At 35.9% G+C, this 16,063-nt stretch carries 18 protein-coding genes; 8 read left to right on the forward strand and 10 right to left on the reverse strand.

Features of this window, described 5'->3' with window-relative positions; all coding sequences use genetic code 11:
- Nucleotides 1-313: 313 nt before the first annotated feature.
- Nucleotides 314-1,873 (forward strand): Rne/Rng family ribonuclease, encoded by a 1,560-nt coding sequence (locus tag BLT04_RS03075; RefSeq protein ID WP_089753552.1) that lies wholly within the window; start codon nucleotides 314-316, stop codon nucleotides 1,871-1,873.
- 392 nt (nucleotides 1,874-2,265) lie between these two features.
- Nucleotides 2,266-2,916, forward strand: coding sequence for a response regulator transcription factor (locus BLT04_RS03080; protein ID WP_228421894.1), 651 nt, complete (start codon nucleotides 2,266-2,268; stop codon nucleotides 2,914-2,916).
- Between the two features lie 183 nt (nucleotides 2,917-3,099).
- On the opposite strand, the gene BLT04_RS03085 is transcribed toward BLT04_RS03080, so the two are convergent.
- The 7 genes from BLT04_RS03085 to BLT04_RS03115 form a co-directional block, all read right to left on the reverse strand.
- The gene (locus tag BLT04_RS03085) at nucleotides 3,100-4,611 is read right to left on the reverse strand and encodes a carboxypeptidase-like regulatory domain-containing protein (protein WP_089753554.1); all 1,512 of its coding nucleotides are present in this window, start codon (nucleotides 4,609-4,611) and stop codon (nucleotides 3,100-3,102) included.
- Between the two features lie 11 nt (nucleotides 4,612-4,622).
- Nucleotides 4,623-5,987 (reverse strand): CsgG/HfaB family protein, encoded by a 1,365-nt coding sequence (locus BLT04_RS03090; protein ID WP_089753557.1) that lies wholly within the window; start codon nucleotides 5,985-5,987, stop codon nucleotides 4,623-4,625.
- A 28-nt stretch (nucleotides 5,988-6,015) separates the two neighbouring features.
- The gene (locus BLT04_RS03095; protein WP_089753559.1) at nucleotides 6,016-6,426 is read right to left on the reverse strand and encodes a curli production assembly/transport component CsgF; all 411 of its coding nucleotides are present in this window, start codon (nucleotides 6,424-6,426) and stop codon (nucleotides 6,016-6,018) included.
- An 11-nt stretch (nucleotides 6,427-6,437) separates the two neighbouring features.
- Nucleotides 6,438-7,169: a CsgE family curli-type amyloid fiber assembly protein gene (locus tag BLT04_RS03100; RefSeq protein ID WP_089754222.1), complete on the reverse strand. Its 732-nt coding sequence runs from the start codon at nucleotides 7,167-7,169 to the stop codon at nucleotides 6,438-6,440.
- Nucleotides 7,170-7,179: 10 nt separating this feature from the next.
- The gene (locus BLT04_RS03105; RefSeq protein ID WP_089753561.1) at nucleotides 7,180-7,581 is read right to left on the reverse strand and encodes a hypothetical protein; all 402 of its coding nucleotides are present in this window, start codon (nucleotides 7,579-7,581) and stop codon (nucleotides 7,180-7,182) included.
- Nucleotides 7,582-7,743: 162 nt separating this feature from the next.
- Nucleotides 7,744-8,562, reverse strand: coding sequence for a hypothetical protein (locus tag BLT04_RS03110; protein WP_089753563.1), 819 nt, complete (start codon nucleotides 8,560-8,562; stop codon nucleotides 7,744-7,746).
- Nucleotides 8,563-8,806: 244 nt separating this feature from the next.
- Entirely contained in the window at nucleotides 8,807-9,166 is a 360-nt protein-coding gene (locus BLT04_RS03115) for a hypothetical protein (protein ID WP_089753565.1), read from the reverse strand.
- A gap of 68 nt (nucleotides 9,167-9,234) precedes the next feature.
- Between BLT04_RS03115 and BLT04_RS03120 the strand changes: the two genes are divergently transcribed.
- From BLT04_RS03120 to BLT04_RS03135, 4 genes are read left to right on the forward strand one after another with little or no spacing between them, the layout of a single operon-like run.
- Nucleotides 9,235-9,861 carry an NUDIX hydrolase gene (locus tag BLT04_RS03120; RefSeq protein ID WP_089753566.1) on the forward strand — a complete coding sequence of 209 codons (627 nt, stop codon included), beginning with the start codon at nucleotides 9,235-9,237 and terminating at the stop codon, nucleotides 9,859-9,861.
- 27 nt (nucleotides 9,862-9,888) lie between these two features.
- The gene (locus tag BLT04_RS03125; protein ID WP_089753568.1) at nucleotides 9,889-10,695 is read left to right on the forward strand and encodes a lysophospholipid acyltransferase family protein; all 807 of its coding nucleotides are present in this window, start codon (nucleotides 9,889-9,891) and stop codon (nucleotides 10,693-10,695) included.
- 15 nt (nucleotides 10,696-10,710) lie between these two features.
- Nucleotides 10,711-11,148: a hypothetical protein gene (locus BLT04_RS03130; RefSeq protein ID WP_089753570.1), complete on the forward strand. Its 438-nt coding sequence runs from the start codon at nucleotides 10,711-10,713 to the stop codon at nucleotides 11,146-11,148.
- A gap of 2 nt (nucleotides 11,149-11,150) precedes the next feature.
- A complete protein-coding gene (locus BLT04_RS03135) occupies nucleotides 11,151-12,488 on the forward strand; it encodes a UDP-N-acetylmuramate--L-alanine ligase (protein WP_089753572.1) in 1,338 nt (445 codons plus the stop codon).
- 46 nt (nucleotides 12,489-12,534) lie between these two features.
- Here BLT04_RS03135 and BLT04_RS03140 read toward each other — a convergent pair whose 3' ends face one another.
- The 3 genes from BLT04_RS03140 to BLT04_RS03150 all read right to left on the reverse strand — a co-directional run bounded on the left by BLT04_RS03140 (nucleotide 12,535) and on the right by BLT04_RS03150 (nucleotide 14,919).
- Entirely contained in the window at nucleotides 12,535-12,891 is a 357-nt protein-coding gene (locus tag BLT04_RS03140) for a RebB family R body protein (protein WP_228421895.1), read from the reverse strand.
- 106 nt (nucleotides 12,892-12,997) lie between these two features.
- Nucleotides 12,998-13,873, reverse strand: a complete 876-nt coding sequence (locus tag BLT04_RS03145) for an aldo/keto reductase (RefSeq protein ID WP_089753574.1) — start codon at nucleotides 13,871-13,873, stop codon at nucleotides 12,998-13,000.
- Nucleotides 13,874-13,989: 116 nt separating this feature from the next.
- Nucleotides 13,990-14,919: a LysR family transcriptional regulator gene (locus BLT04_RS03150; RefSeq protein WP_089753577.1), complete on the reverse strand. Its 930-nt coding sequence runs from the start codon at nucleotides 14,917-14,919 to the stop codon at nucleotides 13,990-13,992.
- 241 nt (nucleotides 14,920-15,160) lie between these two features.
- On the opposite strand from BLT04_RS03150, the gene BLT04_RS03155 reads away from it, so the two are divergent.
- A complete protein-coding gene (locus BLT04_RS03155) occupies nucleotides 15,161-15,775 on the forward strand; it encodes an NAD(P)H-dependent oxidoreductase (protein WP_089753579.1) in 615 nt (204 codons plus the stop codon).
- Nucleotides 15,775-16,062: a putative quinol monooxygenase gene (locus tag BLT04_RS03160; protein ID WP_089753581.1), complete on the forward strand. Its 288-nt coding sequence runs from the start codon at nucleotides 15,775-15,777 to the stop codon at nucleotides 16,060-16,062. The genes BLT04_RS03155 and BLT04_RS03160 overlap by 1 nt, the downstream gene beginning before the upstream one ends.
- Nucleotide 16,063: the final 1 nt, after the last annotated feature.

The following is a 16,063-nucleotide window of genomic DNA, read 5'->3' on the forward strand; positions in this document are numbered from 1 at the left end:
AGCGGAAAGAAAAGAAAAAGACACAAGGTTGCAACTCACAAAAGAAAGAAAAGAAGAAGAGCGAACAGACATAAGAAAAAATAATCTCTCTTTTTCGAGATTTACAATATAATAATATAGTTGGTGGTTTTAATTTTTTAGAGTTCACCGACTATATTTTTGTTTTGCCACTAAGTAAGATTCCGCGGAAATATGAAGATCAATTTTATATTTTTCTCAATAAAATACCTTGGTTTTAATTTTATCCCTATATTTAATACATAATGAAAACCAAGCCATTTCCTATAATCTTAAAAATTATTTTATCTTAAAAATGAAGAAAGAACTAATAGTTTCGCATGAAGATGAGTCTACAAAAATTGCATTGCTGGAAGACGGAAGATTATGTGAGCTTCATGAGGAAGAGGACAAAAGTGATTTCATAGTTGGAGATTTGTTCATAGGAAAAGTAAAAAAACTGGCTCCGAACCTGAATGCCGCATTCGTAAATATCGGCTACGACAAAGATGCTTTTTTGCATTATCAGGATCTGGGGCCACAATATCTTACTTACAAAAAGTTTCTGAAAGATACTATTTCCAAAAAACAAAGCACTTCAAGCTTAAAAAATTTCGAGATACAACCCGAAATTGACAAAAACGGAACCGTAGACAAAGTAATCGCCAAAGATGACCTTGTTCTGCTCCAAATTACCAAGGAACCAATCTCTACGAAAGGTCCGAGGATTTCTACACAAATCTCCTTAACAGGACGTTTTTTGGTCTTGATACCTTTTGACAATAAGGTTTCGATTTCAAAAAAAGTAAGAAGTTTTGAAGAAAAAGAGAGATTGAGAACGCTTATTGAAAGTATTAAGCCTGAAGGCTTCGGTGTGATTATCAGAACCGTTGCCGAAGGAAAAAAAGTAGCAGACCTGCATAATGATATGAATCAGCTGATTCAGAAATGGGAAAGCACTTTTAAAAATATACAGAAAAATAAGGTTCCGTCTAAGGTTTTAAGCGAAGATGATAAAGCTTCAGCTATTTTAAGGGACAATTTTAATCAGGATTTCGTAAGCATCATCTGCGACGATGAGCAAATGGTTAACGAAATGGAAAGTTACGTGGAAGTAATTGCTCCTGAAAGAAAAAATATTGTTCAGTTTTATAACTCACACATTCCTCTACTCGAATATTATAACGTTGAGAAGCAGCTTAAGCAAAGCTTCGGCAAACACGTAAATATTCCAAGCTCTAAAGGTGCTTATCTTGTGATAGAACATACGGAAGCCCTTCACGTTATCGACGTTAATTCCGGAAATAATATTACGACCGGAGCCGCTGTCAATAAAGAACACGCACTGAAAGTGAACAAAATGGCAGCGACAGAAATTGCAAGGCAGCTTCGTCTTCGGGATATGGGCGGTATTATCGTCATCGATTTTATCGACATGACCAACCCCGATCACAGAAGAGATTTGTACGAGCATCTGAAAGAAGAAATGAACCGCGACAAAGCGCGCCACAAAATCTTACCACCGAGTAAGTTTGGCCTGATCCAGATTACCAGACAGAGAAACCGTCCGGAAAAGCAGATCGATACCAAAGAAGAAAATCCTAACAAAGACGGCGAAATCATCGCACCAATTGTTATTGTAGAAAGAATGGAAGATGGCCTCAAAACAATCATGCAAAAGGAAAAAGGAAAACTTTACCTGCATGTGCACCCTTTCGTGGAAGCCTACCTTACAAAAGGAATTAAAAGCATCCAGATGAAATGGTTTATGAAATACAAAAAATGGGTAACCATCATCCCAAGAGATTCTTTTAAGTACTTGGAATACAGAATCTACAATTCTAAAAAAGAAGAATTGATCGGATATTCTAATTAATACAAAATTTTTAAACCTCCAGTTTTCCGGAGGTTTTTTGTTTTAAATATTTGTATGATAATTTAATAATTGACAAAGCAATGTAATTCATCATGAAGCCAACATTCTTATTTCATTGCAATCTCAGTAAATTTTACCGTAAACATATCCCCAAAGTGTTAGTTAAATAAAATATTTTCAGTCTAAGCCTCTCGAAACCATCATTATCATTACTATTTAACAATAATAATTCTAATTTATTTAATAAAAACTCTACAATAAGAGAATTATTTAACAAATAATCAATAAATGTTTGTTATATTTAATTATTTATTCAAATAATATGATTTTTTATTACGAAAATACATAAAATGTAAAGTTTTTTTTATAATTTTATATAAATAAAACTAACCATGATGAAGCCAAGATTAACCATTTTTGATGAGCCTCTTTTATATACAGAAGGGCTTTCAAAACTTCTTAGTCAAAGTAAAATTTTCAACACTATTGACATTTGTAATTGCTACGAAACGCTCTCTTTACAGCTACAGGAAGACCCTCCGCAATTTCTCATGATCAGTTCAAATATCCTGATGCTCAATGAAATTTACAGAGCCGTAGAAAAAATTACTTCTCAAAATAAAGACATAAAAATCATTATTATCGGTAATTCCTATGACGTCACTGATGTCCGAAAACTATTCGATAAAGGTATCAAAAGCTACTTGGACAGAAACAGCAGATATGATGAATTTCTAAAATCCACACAAGCTTTACTATCAGACGAAATCTACATTTGTGATCATGCAAAAGAAAGAATGATAGATTTTATAAGCCACAAACAAGGCCAAAGCAGGCTTCAGATGCGTGATCCCCTTACCAAACGCGAACTGGAAATTCTAAAATTAATCTGCGACGGACTCAGCAGCAAAGACATCTCAGAAAAGCTTTTCATCAGCATCAATACCGTAGAAACACACCGCAAAAGAATTCTTTTAAAATTAAATGTAAAAAATTCTGTCGGAGTCGTAAAATACGCCATGGAAAACCACATGATAGACTAACTATATCTTTTATTTAACCAAAAATTCCAAGCCGAAAGACTTGGAATTTTTGGTTAAATAAAAGATGCGAATTGTGAATTTTGCTTCGCAAGTCAAAGTGAATCTGAGAAATTGACCACTGACAATTCATTATTGACATTTTATAATTGACTTGTAAAGCAAAATTCACAATTCACAAATTAACTATTCATAATCCGGCATTTCTGCGTTATTGAAGAGAACTGCTCTGGTAAGATCGGTTAAAGAGCTATTAAGATCAATGGTCATGACATTTCTCTGTGAAATATTATCGCTGGACGTATTCATGAAGAGAACCTGTGCGTTATTAGGAGAAAATCTGGGATCAAGATCATTGGTTCCCAAAGCTTTTTCGCTTTCCAAAGAAATGTCGTGTATCGTATTATTTGTTAAATCATACATAAAAATATGAGAATCAAGCTGTCTGTAATTCCCAGAAGCATCTTCGTATCCCGAAATATCGTGGGTATAAAGAAGAAAATGCCCGTCAACAGATACATTGAGCCCGCCAGTTGCCCCGTTTACGCCTGCAAGAACGGTTTTCAAAACATTCCCCATCATATCGATAATGAATATTTTTGTATTATAGCCGTTAAAATTATTGGTTTTCAAAACAATTTTACTGCTGTCATAGCTCCAGTCGCATTCGGAGATCATGCTTCCGTCGGGTGTCGTATAAATTAATTGTAATCCACTTCCGTCTTTATTAATTTTATATAATTTATCAAAATTAGAGTAAATAATTTCGTTCCCGTTGGTTTTCCATGCAAAATCCATTTCATAATTATTAAAGCCTGCGGTAGGAACCGTCGTTACTTTAAAAGGATAGGAACCATCAGGATTTGCAGTGTAAATATGAGTATTTCCGCCTTCCGTTCTCATAAAAGCGATCAATCCTGCATTATTATTTTTTCTCGGTCGCCAGCTGTTATAAGAAAGATCTGTAAACTGAAAATTATTTCCCGCCTGATCGCTGGAAATGATGTATAAATTTCCGTTCTGTTTTCGGACATAATGATAACGGTTTGCAGGAACGGTATTGGTAGTAAATTTCCCAAGCGCGCTTAAAACCGGCGGGTGAATGCCATCAGAGACAGACACCTGCCAAAAGTAACTTACACCAAATTTTAAATTAGGGAGTGTATAATGATTAACCCCTAAATCATTAATCTGTATAATATTCGTATCAAGATTGTTTTTTATGGTTACATTATATTTTAGAACGTCATCTGCATCAGGATCTGTAGAACTCCATGTGAGCTCAACTGTTAAGGGCTGATTGACAGAATTATCTGTCGGGCTTAACAATAATGGCGTCGTGGGCGGTGAATTTAAAGATTCATCATCATCCATTTCAAAAACCACCGATACAATTTGATTCTGATTCTGAAGATTAATGCCCTGAAAAGTGGTTAAATATCCTGATAACTCAGCTTTCACGGAATAATTTCCAATCGGCATATCTGCAATTTCAAATGACCCGTCTGCACCGCTGAAAACCGTCTGTGTAGAAGGTGTTGTGAAGATTTTCACATTGGGAATCGGTTCATTAGTACCTCTTTTCACTACTTTTCCTTTTAGAGAGCCTGTCTGAGCCTGTTCTACAAGATCTTCGTTACAGGAAATCATGATAAACGAAAGGATAAATATGCTGAGAATTTTTATTAAAGTTTTCATAGTTTATGTTTTTATTTATTTCCAATGTAAAAATTGAATCCTAACGCAAATCTCAATGCCTGATCTTTTCTCTGGCCGCTGATCAGGTTTTCCCAATCATCTTTAAAACCAATATCGTATTGAGTAGAAGCTCTCACAGCCACATTTTTAGCAAACATATATTCTAATCCGCCACCGATCTGACCTTTATACCGAGGTTTAACCTTAGAATACATTGCGCCCGCTCCACCGTAAATGTATGGACTGAATTTGTATTTAGGCAGCATCAGATATTCCAGATTGACTTCCGGAATGAGGTAGGTACGTTTCAGAATTTTTTCATTTTCCTGGGTGAAGACATTTCCATTTAATTCAATATTAAAATTCGGGCTGATGAAATATTTTACTCCAATTTTTCCTCCGACGGTCATTTTAGGATTTACATAATCGTCTTTTACTTTTTGTGCTTCTACATTCGCAAAAATGGAGAATTGCTGTCTGTAATCATTTGGAAATTTGTTCCCGATCAGTCTATTCTTATTATGATCCTGTTCCCTGTTATATTCATCAACGAGAGCCTGATAATTTCCAACGTTGTCGACAGCTTTTCCCCAAATTTTATCTCTGATGCCCTCAACAATCAGAGACTTTACAGCCTTTTCGATGGCTTCGGTCACCGCTAGCTGGACCGGCTCATTCTGGGTAAGTCCCACCTCAGCTTCCAAAAGGCGTTCAGTGTCTATGTATCTAAAAAAACTTCCATTAATACTGGTCGAAAGAATGGTTTTTGAGGTATAAACTGTTTTTAAAATCTCACCATTCAAGGTAGAAACAGCACGAAGGTAAATCGTGATTCTGTCCTGTCTGTATTGTGTAGATGCCCCGATCCCGAAATATCTTGCGCCGATGCCTCCCGTCATAATATTGCTGTCGTAGGAAATTACGCCGCCTTCAAGAAGAATTCCTGCATATAAAAGTGGTGGTAGGGCCTGGCTGGTTTTATCGGCATCTTTTGCGTATTCCTGTCTTGTGGATCTGATAATTTGTCTTTCGTTTAAAAGATTGGCAATATTTTCTCTTTCAATGGGTACAAACCAACGGCTGTCTTCCAAAGCTTTGATCAAAATTGTCGTTGTACCTTGTGGAACGGCTGTGCTCCAGTTGTTGCCGTTTTCTGCCGGTTTGTACTGCCCTGTCTGATCTCTGAATTTATAAACACCTATAACGATTTTTTCTTTCGGTAAAGGCAAATTATTGAGTTCGGTCGTATAGGAGGTATTTTCTCCCAGTGTAGATCTTTCAGGGCTGGATGGGAGCCCGAGCAAGGAGCCGCATCCCTGTGCAATGCACATCAGCACACCACTGAAAAATACTTTGGTGTAATTGTTTACTCTCATGGTTAATCTGGTTTTAGTTACTTTTTAGTTATTTTGGAATCACGATCTCGGATTGTTCTCCGGTTCCTGTGTCCAAAATATTAATCATCAAGCCTTGTGCGGTAGTGGTAATCTGTAAGTAAAGAGAGCCGAAAAGATAATTTCCGGGCTGTATGGTGCCTTCCCCAAACTGATCTTCAAATAATTTTCTGGATAATTCACTCAAAACCTGACGGTTTAGGCTTTGGCTAAAACTATCAAGTGAATTCAACCCGTCGAGCAAATTTCCGTAATTGTTTTTTTCATCAAACTGATTTTGGGCATTGGCAGAGCTTAAAAGCCATTGATAGTTAAAAGTATCGCCTCCGAATGCCGGATTAATGGGTTTGTAGACGAGTTGCTGAGATTTCCCGAGGAAAATCCCTGCAATAAAAGTCAAAATAATTATTAGCGTTTTCATGGCGGGTGTTTTTAGTATATAAATTCATTTTTTATCAAATTTTTCTTTGCATTAAACTCTTTGATGTATTTAAGGCTGTTCGCCAGCTGTTCTTTAAGATAATCTTCACTTGGATTGGTCATAAAACTGTAAATTACCTTATCGTCTATTTCAATATTGATCTGCCCGTTGGTTCCGCGAACGGGAAGTTCAGAAATGGTGATCGCAGAATTGCTTTTATCAGGAATCTGACTGTACTGAATGTAAAAAATATCATAGAAATCTTTACCGATTTTGCTTTTGGTTTCGTCAATGGTAAGTCCTCGGAGCTCAAAAACAGCATCTTCTTCTACTTTGCTTACTTTCTTTTTAAATAAATTAGAATTAAGTTCAAGACTGTCTTTTGCGATCAGTTTTTGGGATTCTTCATCTTTAATATAAAGGAAAGCTTTCAAAGCGTCTTTTTTTTCGAGATTGATATTAATTTCCGATAAATTTTTAACCTCATTCGGATTTAAGGAAAATTTTCCGCTTTGCTTGTTGTTGGAAAGATTCCCGCCATCCCCTTTTTTAATTGAAACCAAAAGATAATTAAGCTCTTTATAAATATTGGTGTTATTGGTGACGATTGCTTTTAATTTGACCTGATTTTCTACAAACTCACTCTCGATTTTTGCAACAACCTTTTTCTCTTCCTGCGCAAAGGCAAGAAGCGAAAACAACATAAAAAAAAGGTAAAAAACCAAAGAATAAATTTTTCTCATCATTTGTGTTTTAATAGTTTCTTACGAAAATCGTTTTATTGTCTCCTTTCACATCGATCTTCATGCCGTCTGAGATGCTGTTGCTACCCGTTATGTCAATAATATTATTGTTTCCCCGGGTCGTAACGGCGGTTTTGTTTTCAGTATCGGTGAATGAATTAATGAAATAAAGCGTATTGTAATCTCCGGTCTGTTGTACGGAAATATTGGTTTTAGCATTAATGGATAATTCCGCATTATTAAAATCTCCAACCTGAACGATATTGGAATAAGAAAGAATCGCAGGATCAGGATTCTGAGTGGCAATAACATTGAGAATATTATTACTGTTGATCCGATTCCAGTCTATTTCCTGTGACTTTACGGTAAGGAAAATAAGAAGTGTACAGACACTCCATCCGAACTTAAACATGGTCATTAATTTTTATTAAAGTTACTTGATTAGCCTGTTGAAGAAAACACGTGTAGCAGGTACTGTTTTAAAATCACGGTTTATGGTTACGATAAAATTCCTGTTAAAAAGGAAAACAGGAAGAACTTCCGTTCCTCCTGCTCCGCATTAATAATTATTTTATTAATTGGATTGATTAACCATCAAAGAGTTACCATTTCCCATTTGAGTTCCAAGGTGCACGTGTGCATTTCCTGATTGATTTACCACTGCAAAGTTGGCGTCTCCTGTTTGCACATCGATGGCAGTATTAGAATCGCCTGACTGTAACTGGAATAATAGGTTACCGTCTCCCGTTTGTGCTCCCATTGCTACGTTATCATCTCCAACTTGTGCTGCAACCGCAATGTTACCATCCCCTAATTGGGTGTGAGTGGCGCTGTTATCATTTCCGGACTGATATTGCACAAGGATGTTTCCATCACCTACCTGCATACCGCTGGCGTCATTTCTTCTTCCATCCTGTAATTGAAGAGCAAAGTTATCATCCCCTGCCTGTACAGAACTGGCATCGTTTCTTCTACCGTTCTGGAATTGGATAGCCGTGTTGTCGCTTCCTAATTGCCAAGAAGAGACTTCATTTCTTCTACCGATCTGTGTTTGTTGAGTGCTGTTAGAAATTCCGGCTTGCCAAGTGGTTGCAGAGTTTCTGCTTCCCTGCTGGCTTACCGTGTTGGAATTAGCAAGACCCCATTGATCTACATCGATTGAGTTTCTGTTTCCGATACTTTCAGCGTCATTTGTGTTTAAAACTCCAACCTGATCGATATCGGCAGTATTTCGATTTCCATCTTGTGTTAAAGAGTTAATGTTTAATAATCCTGTCTGATCAACAGTTGCCGTATTCATGTTTCCATTTTGAGTACTTACATCAATATTTGCCTGTGCAAAAGTGAAACTCATAGCCATTAGTGTAAAAACACCAGTAATAAAGTTTTTCATAGTAGTAAAAATTAATTGGTTAATAGTGAGACAAAGATAGAAGCAAAAAAAAAGGCAGAAACCATGAGAAAAGTGTAAATTTTAAAAATCACCATTTACGGTATCAATTGTCACCATTTGCAGGTTTTATGGTATCACCGAAATTAATTACGTAGGAATACGGTGAAGATAAAAGAAGTTTGGAAAACAAAAAACTACCCATCATTTATATTTTTTTGTAGCTGTTTCCCGCTTTCCGCACTCGCTATTTTCTAGTTTCGGCGGCGGCTTCGCCGCCGCCGAAACTAGAAAATGAGCTCAAACAAATGCTGCAATCTGGGCTAGAAAATGAACCGTCAATAAGTGAGTTGTAAATTATATGAAGCTGGAAACTGACTATTGGCAATTCACTTTTAAAATTCACATTTTTAACACCCCCGTCAAAAATTCTAAAGAATTTTTGACACCCCTCCAAAGGAAGAGAATTCCCGCTGTAAATCTTTTTGTCGTTTGTCATTGCGAAGAGCGGTGACGACGAAGCAATCTCAATAAGTTTTAAAAATAAGACCAGTCTTTTTAACTGTTGAGATCCTTTCAGGATGACAAGGGTGGCTGGAAAGCTCATAACTCATAATTTATAACTAATAACTCATTTCCTCTTCCTTTCTTCAAAATATATTATTAAATTTGAGAATGAGTTTTGGAAAAGATTTATTAAGGAAAATAAAAACTTCGGAATTGCCCGGAGAAATTGCACACGGTGTATTTTCACCACCTTACCGACATGCTTTTACGTATGATGAGGCTTTAACAAAGAATCCGAAATTTGCTGCTGTCAACATTGTCTTATACTTAAAAGACGATGAATGGCATTTTCCGCTGATCCAGAGAACGATTAACGAACACGACAGGCACAGCGGACAAATATCACTTCCCGGCGGAAAACGTGAGGAAATGGACAGAGATTTTGCAGAAACTGCCGTTCGCGAAACTTCAGAAGAAATCGGAATCGACAAACATTATGTAAGAATCATCAGAGAAATGTCTCCGATCTACATTCCCCCAAGTAATTTTTATGTTTATACCTACATTTCATATACCAAAAAGAATCCTCTTTTCGTTTTACAGCAAAGCGAAGCGGTAGAAATCATTGAATTCCCCATCACATCGTTTCTGAATCTTCCTGATGAGCCCGAAATTATGGCATTACCCTCCGCAGGCGGGAATGAAGTACCGGTTATTAATTTTAACGGATATATTATCTGGGGAGCCACAGCAATGATTTTAAGCGAATTCAGCCAGTTGCTGAAAAAAATGTAACTTTGCACGATAGTGTTTAATTGAGAGATGGCGAAGAAAAATATTTTCACCGATGCATTCGGAACACCTTATTTTTTAAAAAGGGTAATCATTTTTATTTTAGGAATTGTATCTTACAGAAGATTCAACGGCTTTAATAAACTGAAAATAACTGGTACTGAACACCTTGTGGATCTTCCGGATTCCAATGTGCTTTTTGTGTGCAACCATCAGACTTATTTTGCAGATGTTGCAGCCATGTATCACGCATTCTGTGCCGTAAACAACGGATATTTAAATACCATAAAAAATCCCATCTATCTGTTAAATCCAAAGATCGATTTTTACTACGTTGCCGCCGAAGAAACCATGAATAAAGGTATTCTTCCTAAAATATTCAAAATTGCCGGTGCCGTAACGGTAAAAAGAACCTGGAGAGCTGAAGGAAAAAACGTCAACAGATTAGTAGATCTTACAGAGGTGGATAATATTATGAAAGCCTTAGACAACGGCTGGGTAGCCACTTTCCCTCAAGGGACTACGGCAGCTTTTGCACAAGGAAGAAGAGGAACCGCAAAATTGGTAAAAAATCAACGCCCGATCGTAATTCCTATAAAAATTAACGGATTCCGAAGAGCATTTGATAAAAAAGGCCTTCGCGTGAAGGTTACAGGCGTAAAACCTACCATGGAATTTAAAGCACCTCTAGATATCGATTACGATAAAGAAAATGCACACCAGATTTTATTGAAAATCATGACTGCCATTGAGCAGACAGAAGATTTCAATTTATTACACAGTTATGATGAAGAATTGAAAGCTAAAAAATTAGAACAAAAGGACTCGGATAATTAAAGTAAGTAAAAAATTATGAACAGAATAATAGGGATCTTATTCGCGATCATAGTATTAGTATCATGCAACAGCCAGAAAGTATATTCGGATTTTGATATAAGTTATTCTAAAAGCGGAGGTTTTGCCCCGATTTATGAGAACCTTCTTATTAAAGGAAATAATGCACATTATTCTTTTGAAGGACAAGGAAAAAAATTTAAACAGGACTTTAAAATCTCAAATGAAGATTTGAAAAACCTTGACAACATCCTTTCTCAAAATAATTTTAGAAAAATACAGGAAGACCACAAAAAGGTCTACGACAATGTAGCGACGACCATCAATGTAAAAAAAGGCCCGAATGAAGGAAGTAAAAATGATGCCAGTTTGATTTTGCCAAATTATAAAACGAACTGGACGAACATTACCAACGCCTTTCAGGAAATTATTAATAATAATGTAAAAAAACAGTAAAGTTGAAGACCCATTTCATCGCTATCGGCGGAAGCGCCATGCATAATCTTGCTATTGCATTAAAGGACAAAGGATATCAGGTTACCGGTTCGGATGACGCCATTTTCGAGCCGTCAAAATCAAGACTTGATAAAAAAGGAATTTTACCCGAAGAATTGGGTTGGTTTCCAGAAAAAATAACATCCGATATTGATGCTGTAATCCTTGGAATGCACGCTCATCAGGACAATCCTGAATTGGCAAAAGCAAAAGAACTGGGTTTAAAAATATACTCTTATCCTGAATTTCTTTACGAGCAGTCAAAAAATAAAACCAGAGTTGTCATTGCAGGTTCTCACGGGAAAACTACGATCACTTCGATGATTCTTCATGTTTTGAATTTCCATCAGAAAGAGGTGGATTACATGGTGGGAGCTCAGCTGGAAGGTTTCGACTGTATGGTAAAACTGACTCAGGACAATGATTTTATGGTGTTGGAAGGTGATGAATACCTTTCCTCCCCTATCGATCTTCGTTCCAAATTTTTGCTGTATCAGCCGAATATCGCTTTAATGAGCGGAATTGCGTGGGATCATATCAATGTTTTCAAAACGTTTGATGATTATATCGAGCAGTTCAGAAAATTCGTTGCCAGCATTACTCCCGGTGGAATTTTAGTTTATAATGAAGAAGATGCGGAAGTCGTAAAAGTAGTGGAAGCCGCCGAAAATTATTTCAGAAAAATCCCTTATAAAACTCCTGAATACGAGATCATTAATGGGAAAGTTCATTTAAAAACAGAAATGGGTGATATTCCGCTATCAGTTTTTGGGGCGCACAATTTATTAAACCTTGAAGGAGCAAGACATATCTGCCAGCATTTAGGCATTATGGATGAAGATTTTTATGAAGCCATCATGAGCTTCAAAGGCGCTTCAAAACGTTTGGAGAAGGTAGAAAGAGAAGATAAAGGAATACTTTACAAAGATTTTGCACACGCTCCGAGTAAGGTAAAAGCTGCGGTGAAAGCTTTTTGTGAGCAATTTAAAAACGAAAAAAAATATGGTTTTCTGGAACTTCATACCTATTCAAGCCTGAATCCTGTATTTTTAGAACAATACGATCACGCAATGGATGGCCTGGATGAAGCCATTGTTTTTTACTCCGAAGATGCTTTGAAGATCAAAAGAATGGATCCGATTTCACCAGATTTAATCAAAGAAAAATTTAAAAATGAAGGCTTAAAAGTATTTACCAATGCTGAAGAGCTTCATGCGTATTGGGAAACTTTAGATAAAACCAACGGCGTTTTTCTGATGATGAGCTCAGGTAATTTTGGCGGATTAGATTTAACGAAATAATATTTCACATAAAAAAACTCCTTTCAAATTGAAGGAGTTTTTTCTTTTATTTTTTATCATGATGGTGTTCATCATGTAATGACTCCGGCGCTATTCTGGCACTTTGCAGATTTAATATTTTTGTAATAGAAATTGAATCTGAAGCATTATCTATGTTGTACATCTGCATGATACCCTGTGTTGTTGCGGCCTGCCCCATAATATTCAGATTATTCTGGTTATTTACAGCATTTTGAAACATTATGCCTGTAGAATAAGCTGCATTCAGGTAAATATGCCCATGTGGAAACGCAGGATGTTCACCGACAGGCATCAAATTAGATTGTTGTACTGCATCTGTAATCTGGTCATTTACAGATTCCGGCAGATCATTTTCCGTTGATTTTTTTTCTTCTTTAGACATGGTATTAATTTTATGGTTTGGAGAGTAAAGTTAAAAATATTTTTAAATTTAAGCACAAAAAAAGAGCAATAAACCATTGCTCCTTAATTATTTATGAAATTTAAAATTAAATATCCGCAACAGCATTCAGCATTTTCTGTTCCCAAGCCGGATCTTTCGGATCAAAGAATAATCTTTTTCCTGTGTCTAAAGAACGAACAACATTCATTTCGTCATCTGTCAATTCAAAATCAAAAACATTGAAATTTTCTTCAATTCTTGAAGGCGTAACAGATTTCGGAATCACGCAGAATCCTTCTTGCAAATGCCATCTTAAAATAACCTGAGCAACCGTTTTATTGTATTTGGAAGCAATATTTTTTAATTTTTCATTATCTAAAAGTCCTGCATTTCCGTTTCCTAATGGGCTCCAAGGCTGAGTAACGATATTGTTTTCTTTATTATAAACCTGAAGTTCTTTCTGTTGGAATAAAGGATGCAATTCAATCTGATTGATCACAGGAAGTACAGTTGAATTTGATTTTAATTCTTCCAGTTTTTCGACCGTAAAATTACAAACCCCAATTGCCTTGATTTTCCCTTCATGATACAATTCTTCCATTGCTTTCCAGGCCCCTACAAAATCTGAATAAGGCCAGTGAATAAGATACATATCCAGATAATCCAGCTGCAATCTGTCCAACGTTCTCTGAAAAGCACCTTTCGCCTTGTCATATGTCGTATCCTGCACCCAAAGTTTAGAAGTGATAAACAAATCTTCTCTATTTACTCCACTATTTTTGATGGCTTTTCCAACAGCAGTTTCATTTTGATAAATAGAAGCCGTGTCGATCATTCTGTAACCCGTCTGAATCGCTTTAATCACCGCATTTTCACATTCCTGCATATCTTCCATCTGCCAAACTCCGAAGCCTAAAGCGGGAATATCTACTCCATTATTTAAAGTAATTACAGGTTGTCCCGTATATGTTTTTTGTTGCATACTATTTTATTTTTAATGTAAAGTGAAACAAATTTCGGATAAAATTTTGGAATTCTGACTTACCAATTTTACTTGAAATTGAAGTTTTGTTTAAAAAACATTTCTAATACTAATTTCTAACTTCCAATCTCTAATTTCTCATCTTCTTTCTTACTCATCATTTTTCTGAATAATCCTTTGATGTGATCAATTTCATTATGATAACTTGTATTTTTCCGGCATCCGAAATACAACGTATTTTCTAATTTTTTCTCACCTTCCCAAATCAATTTTACTTCACCGTTTTCAATTTCATTTTTACATAAAAAATCGGGAACGACCGCCAATCCGGTTCCGCCTTTTAAGCAACGGATTATAGAGTTTAAATTGGGAACAATGTAATTCGGACGGAAATTGGGTTTATGCCCGAAATTCAAAATCCAAAACTGAAAAAGATGTTCCATATCTCCTGTTGTTCCGTACCATTTTTCCTGCTTCAGGCATTCTTCAGCGTGTTCGATGCCTTTTGATTGTAAGGTTTCAAGAAAACTTTCAGTATCAACATCTTTTCCGCCAACGAGAATAATCTGTTCGGAAGAAAAAGCTTCATGTAAAATATTAGGTGAAACTCCTTTTTTTGGTGTAATAATTAAATCTAAAATTCCTTTATCCAATTGATCCAGCATTTCAGGATATTCCCCAAAACTGATAATCAAATTAAAAGGCAACGTCGAAACATATTGCTCCAAAGTCGTCTGAAAAGTTTCAAAACACATTCCCACACTGATTGTCGGGGTGTGCTTTTCTGTAGATTTCTGAAAATTTTTCTCTACATCTTCCAATTTTATTAATGACTCAGAAACCGCATTGAATAATACTTTTCCTCTTTCTGTCGGGATCATTTTCCTGCCCGTTCTGTCAAATAATTTATAGCCAACATAAGCTTCCAATGAACTTAAATGCAGACTCACTCCCGGTTGTGAAATAAATAAAGCTTCTGCAGCGCCCGTTAAAGTTCCGGTTTTGTAGATCGCTTTGAAAGTTCGGTACCATTCTAAATTAACCATAATCTAATTTATATTTGTTAAAAGTCAATCTGCTGCGCATTCAATAGTGAATTTGCCACGTCATGATGAATTGTAACCGATAATTTTTCAACACAAAATTGACAAGCAAAGTGAATTGACCATTCACTTTTCACTTTTTAATCTATCACAATTCTGATACAAAGGTATAAATTATATTATTTTTATTATACAAAAATCAGATATAACTTTGCATCATAAAATTTAAACATTCATAAAAACAATGAAAAAAGTATTAATCATCAACGGTGGACAAAATTTCGGGCATTCCGGAGGAAAATATAACCAGACTATTGCAGACAGCACTTTAGAGGTTTTGAAAAAGTTTGAAAATGTAGAAGCAAAAATCACCAATGTAGATGAAGGTTATGATAAAGATGAGGAAGTTGAGAAGTTTGTCTGGGCAGATTATATTATCTATCACACGCCTATCTGGTGGTTTCAGTTGCCAAACGGTTTGAAAAAATATATCGATGAAGTCTTCACGGCAGGGCATACCAAAGGGATTTATATGAGTGACGGAAGAACTTCAGAAAATCCAAAAATCAATTATGGAACCGGGGGAATGCTTGGCGGCAGAAAATATATGGTTACGACAAGCTGGAATGCGCCTGAAACTGCTTTTACGCTTCCCGGAGAATTTTTTAATGAAACAAGTGTAGATAATGGACCACTATTTGGATTTCATAGAATGAATGCCTTCGTTTCGCTGGAAAAAATGGAAAGTTTTCACTTTCACGACGTGGAAAAAAATGCCGATGTAGAACGCGATATGAAAATTTACAAAGAGCATCTTACAAATATTTTTGAAAAAGAATTAAAACCACAATTAGCTTAATGAAAATTTATCTTACAGCCATTATAAAGGCAAAAGAAGAACATAGAGATGAAGTTCTGGACGTTCTTCAGAACATGGTTAAAGAAACCAGAAAAGAAGAAGCCAACGAATTATATTCGCTACATCAGGGAATTGACGATAAAAACCACTTTATTTTTTATGAAATCTGGAAAAGCGAAGAAGGTTTGGCGCAACATAATCAACAACCATATATTAAGGCTTTTGGAGCTTTAATTAATGAAAAATTGCAGGAAAAGCCACAGATTTATTTAACCAATATTATTTAAA

Origin of the sequence: Chryseobacterium soldanellicola, assembly GCF_900100115.1 — a bacterium.
Classification (GTDB): Bacteria; Bacteroidota; Bacteroidia; order Flavobacteriales; family Weeksellaceae; genus Chryseobacterium; species Chryseobacterium soldanellicola.

What these genes read in the sequence shown, in the direction of transcription:
- BLT04_RS03150 (WP_089753577.1), bottom strand. Translation starts at nt 14,919, where the DNA reads ATGGTTAATTTAGAATGGTACCGAACTTTCAAAGCGATCTACAAAACC.
- BLT04_RS03160 (WP_089753581.1), top strand. Translation starts at nt 15,775, where the DNA reads ATGAAAATTTATCTTACAGCCATTATAAAGGCAAAAGAAGAACATAGA.
- BLT04_RS03145 (WP_089753574.1), bottom strand. Translation starts at nt 13,873, where the DNA reads ATGCAACAAAAAACATATACGGGACAACCTGTAATTACTTTAAATAAT.
- BLT04_RS03075 (WP_089753552.1), top strand. Translation starts at nt 314, where the DNA reads ATGAAGAAAGAACTAATAGTTTCGCATGAAGATGAGTCTACAAAAATT.
- BLT04_RS03140 (WP_228421895.1), bottom strand. Translation starts at nt 12,891, where the DNA reads ATGTCTAAAGAAGAAAAAAAATCAACGGAAAATGATCTGCCGGAATCT.
- BLT04_RS03105 (WP_089753561.1), bottom strand. Translation starts at nt 7,581, where the DNA reads ATGTTTAAGTTCGGATGGAGTGTCTGTACACTTCTTATTTTCCTTACC.
- BLT04_RS03130 (WP_089753570.1), top strand. Translation starts at nt 10,711, where the DNA reads ATGAACAGAATAATAGGGATCTTATTCGCGATCATAGTATTAGTATCA.
- BLT04_RS03155 (WP_089753579.1), top strand. Translation starts at nt 15,161, where the DNA reads ATGAAAAAAGTATTAATCATCAACGGTGGACAAAATTTCGGGCATTCC.
- BLT04_RS03125 (WP_089753568.1), top strand. Translation starts at nt 9,889, where the DNA reads ATGGCGAAGAAAAATATTTTCACCGATGCATTCGGAACACCTTATTTT.
- BLT04_RS03090 (WP_089753557.1), bottom strand. Translation starts at nt 5,987, where the DNA reads ATGAGAGTAAACAATTACACCAAAGTATTTTTCAGTGGTGTGCTGATG.
- BLT04_RS03120 (WP_089753566.1), top strand. Translation starts at nt 9,235, where the DNA reads ATGAGTTTTGGAAAAGATTTATTAAGGAAAATAAAAACTTCGGAATTG.
- BLT04_RS03095 (WP_089753559.1), bottom strand. Translation starts at nt 6,426, where the DNA reads ATGAAAACGCTAATAATTATTTTGACTTTTATTGCAGGGATTTTCCTC.
- BLT04_RS03110 (WP_089753563.1), bottom strand. Translation starts at nt 8,562, where the DNA reads ATGAAAAACTTTATTACTGGTGTTTTTACACTAATGGCTATGAGTTTC.
- BLT04_RS03080 (WP_228421894.1), top strand. Translation starts at nt 2,266, where the DNA reads ATGATGAAGCCAAGATTAACCATTTTTGATGAGCCTCTTTTATATACA.
- BLT04_RS03115 (WP_089753565.1), bottom strand. Translation starts at nt 9,166, where the DNA reads ATGAGCTTTCCAGCCACCCTTGTCATCCTGAAAGGATCTCAACAGTTA.
- BLT04_RS03085 (WP_089753554.1), bottom strand. Translation starts at nt 4,611, where the DNA reads ATGAAAACTTTAATAAAAATTCTCAGCATATTTATCCTTTCGTTTATC.
- BLT04_RS03100 (WP_089754222.1), bottom strand. Translation starts at nt 7,169, where the DNA reads ATGAGAAAAATTTATTCTTTGGTTTTTTACCTTTTTTTTATGTTGTTT.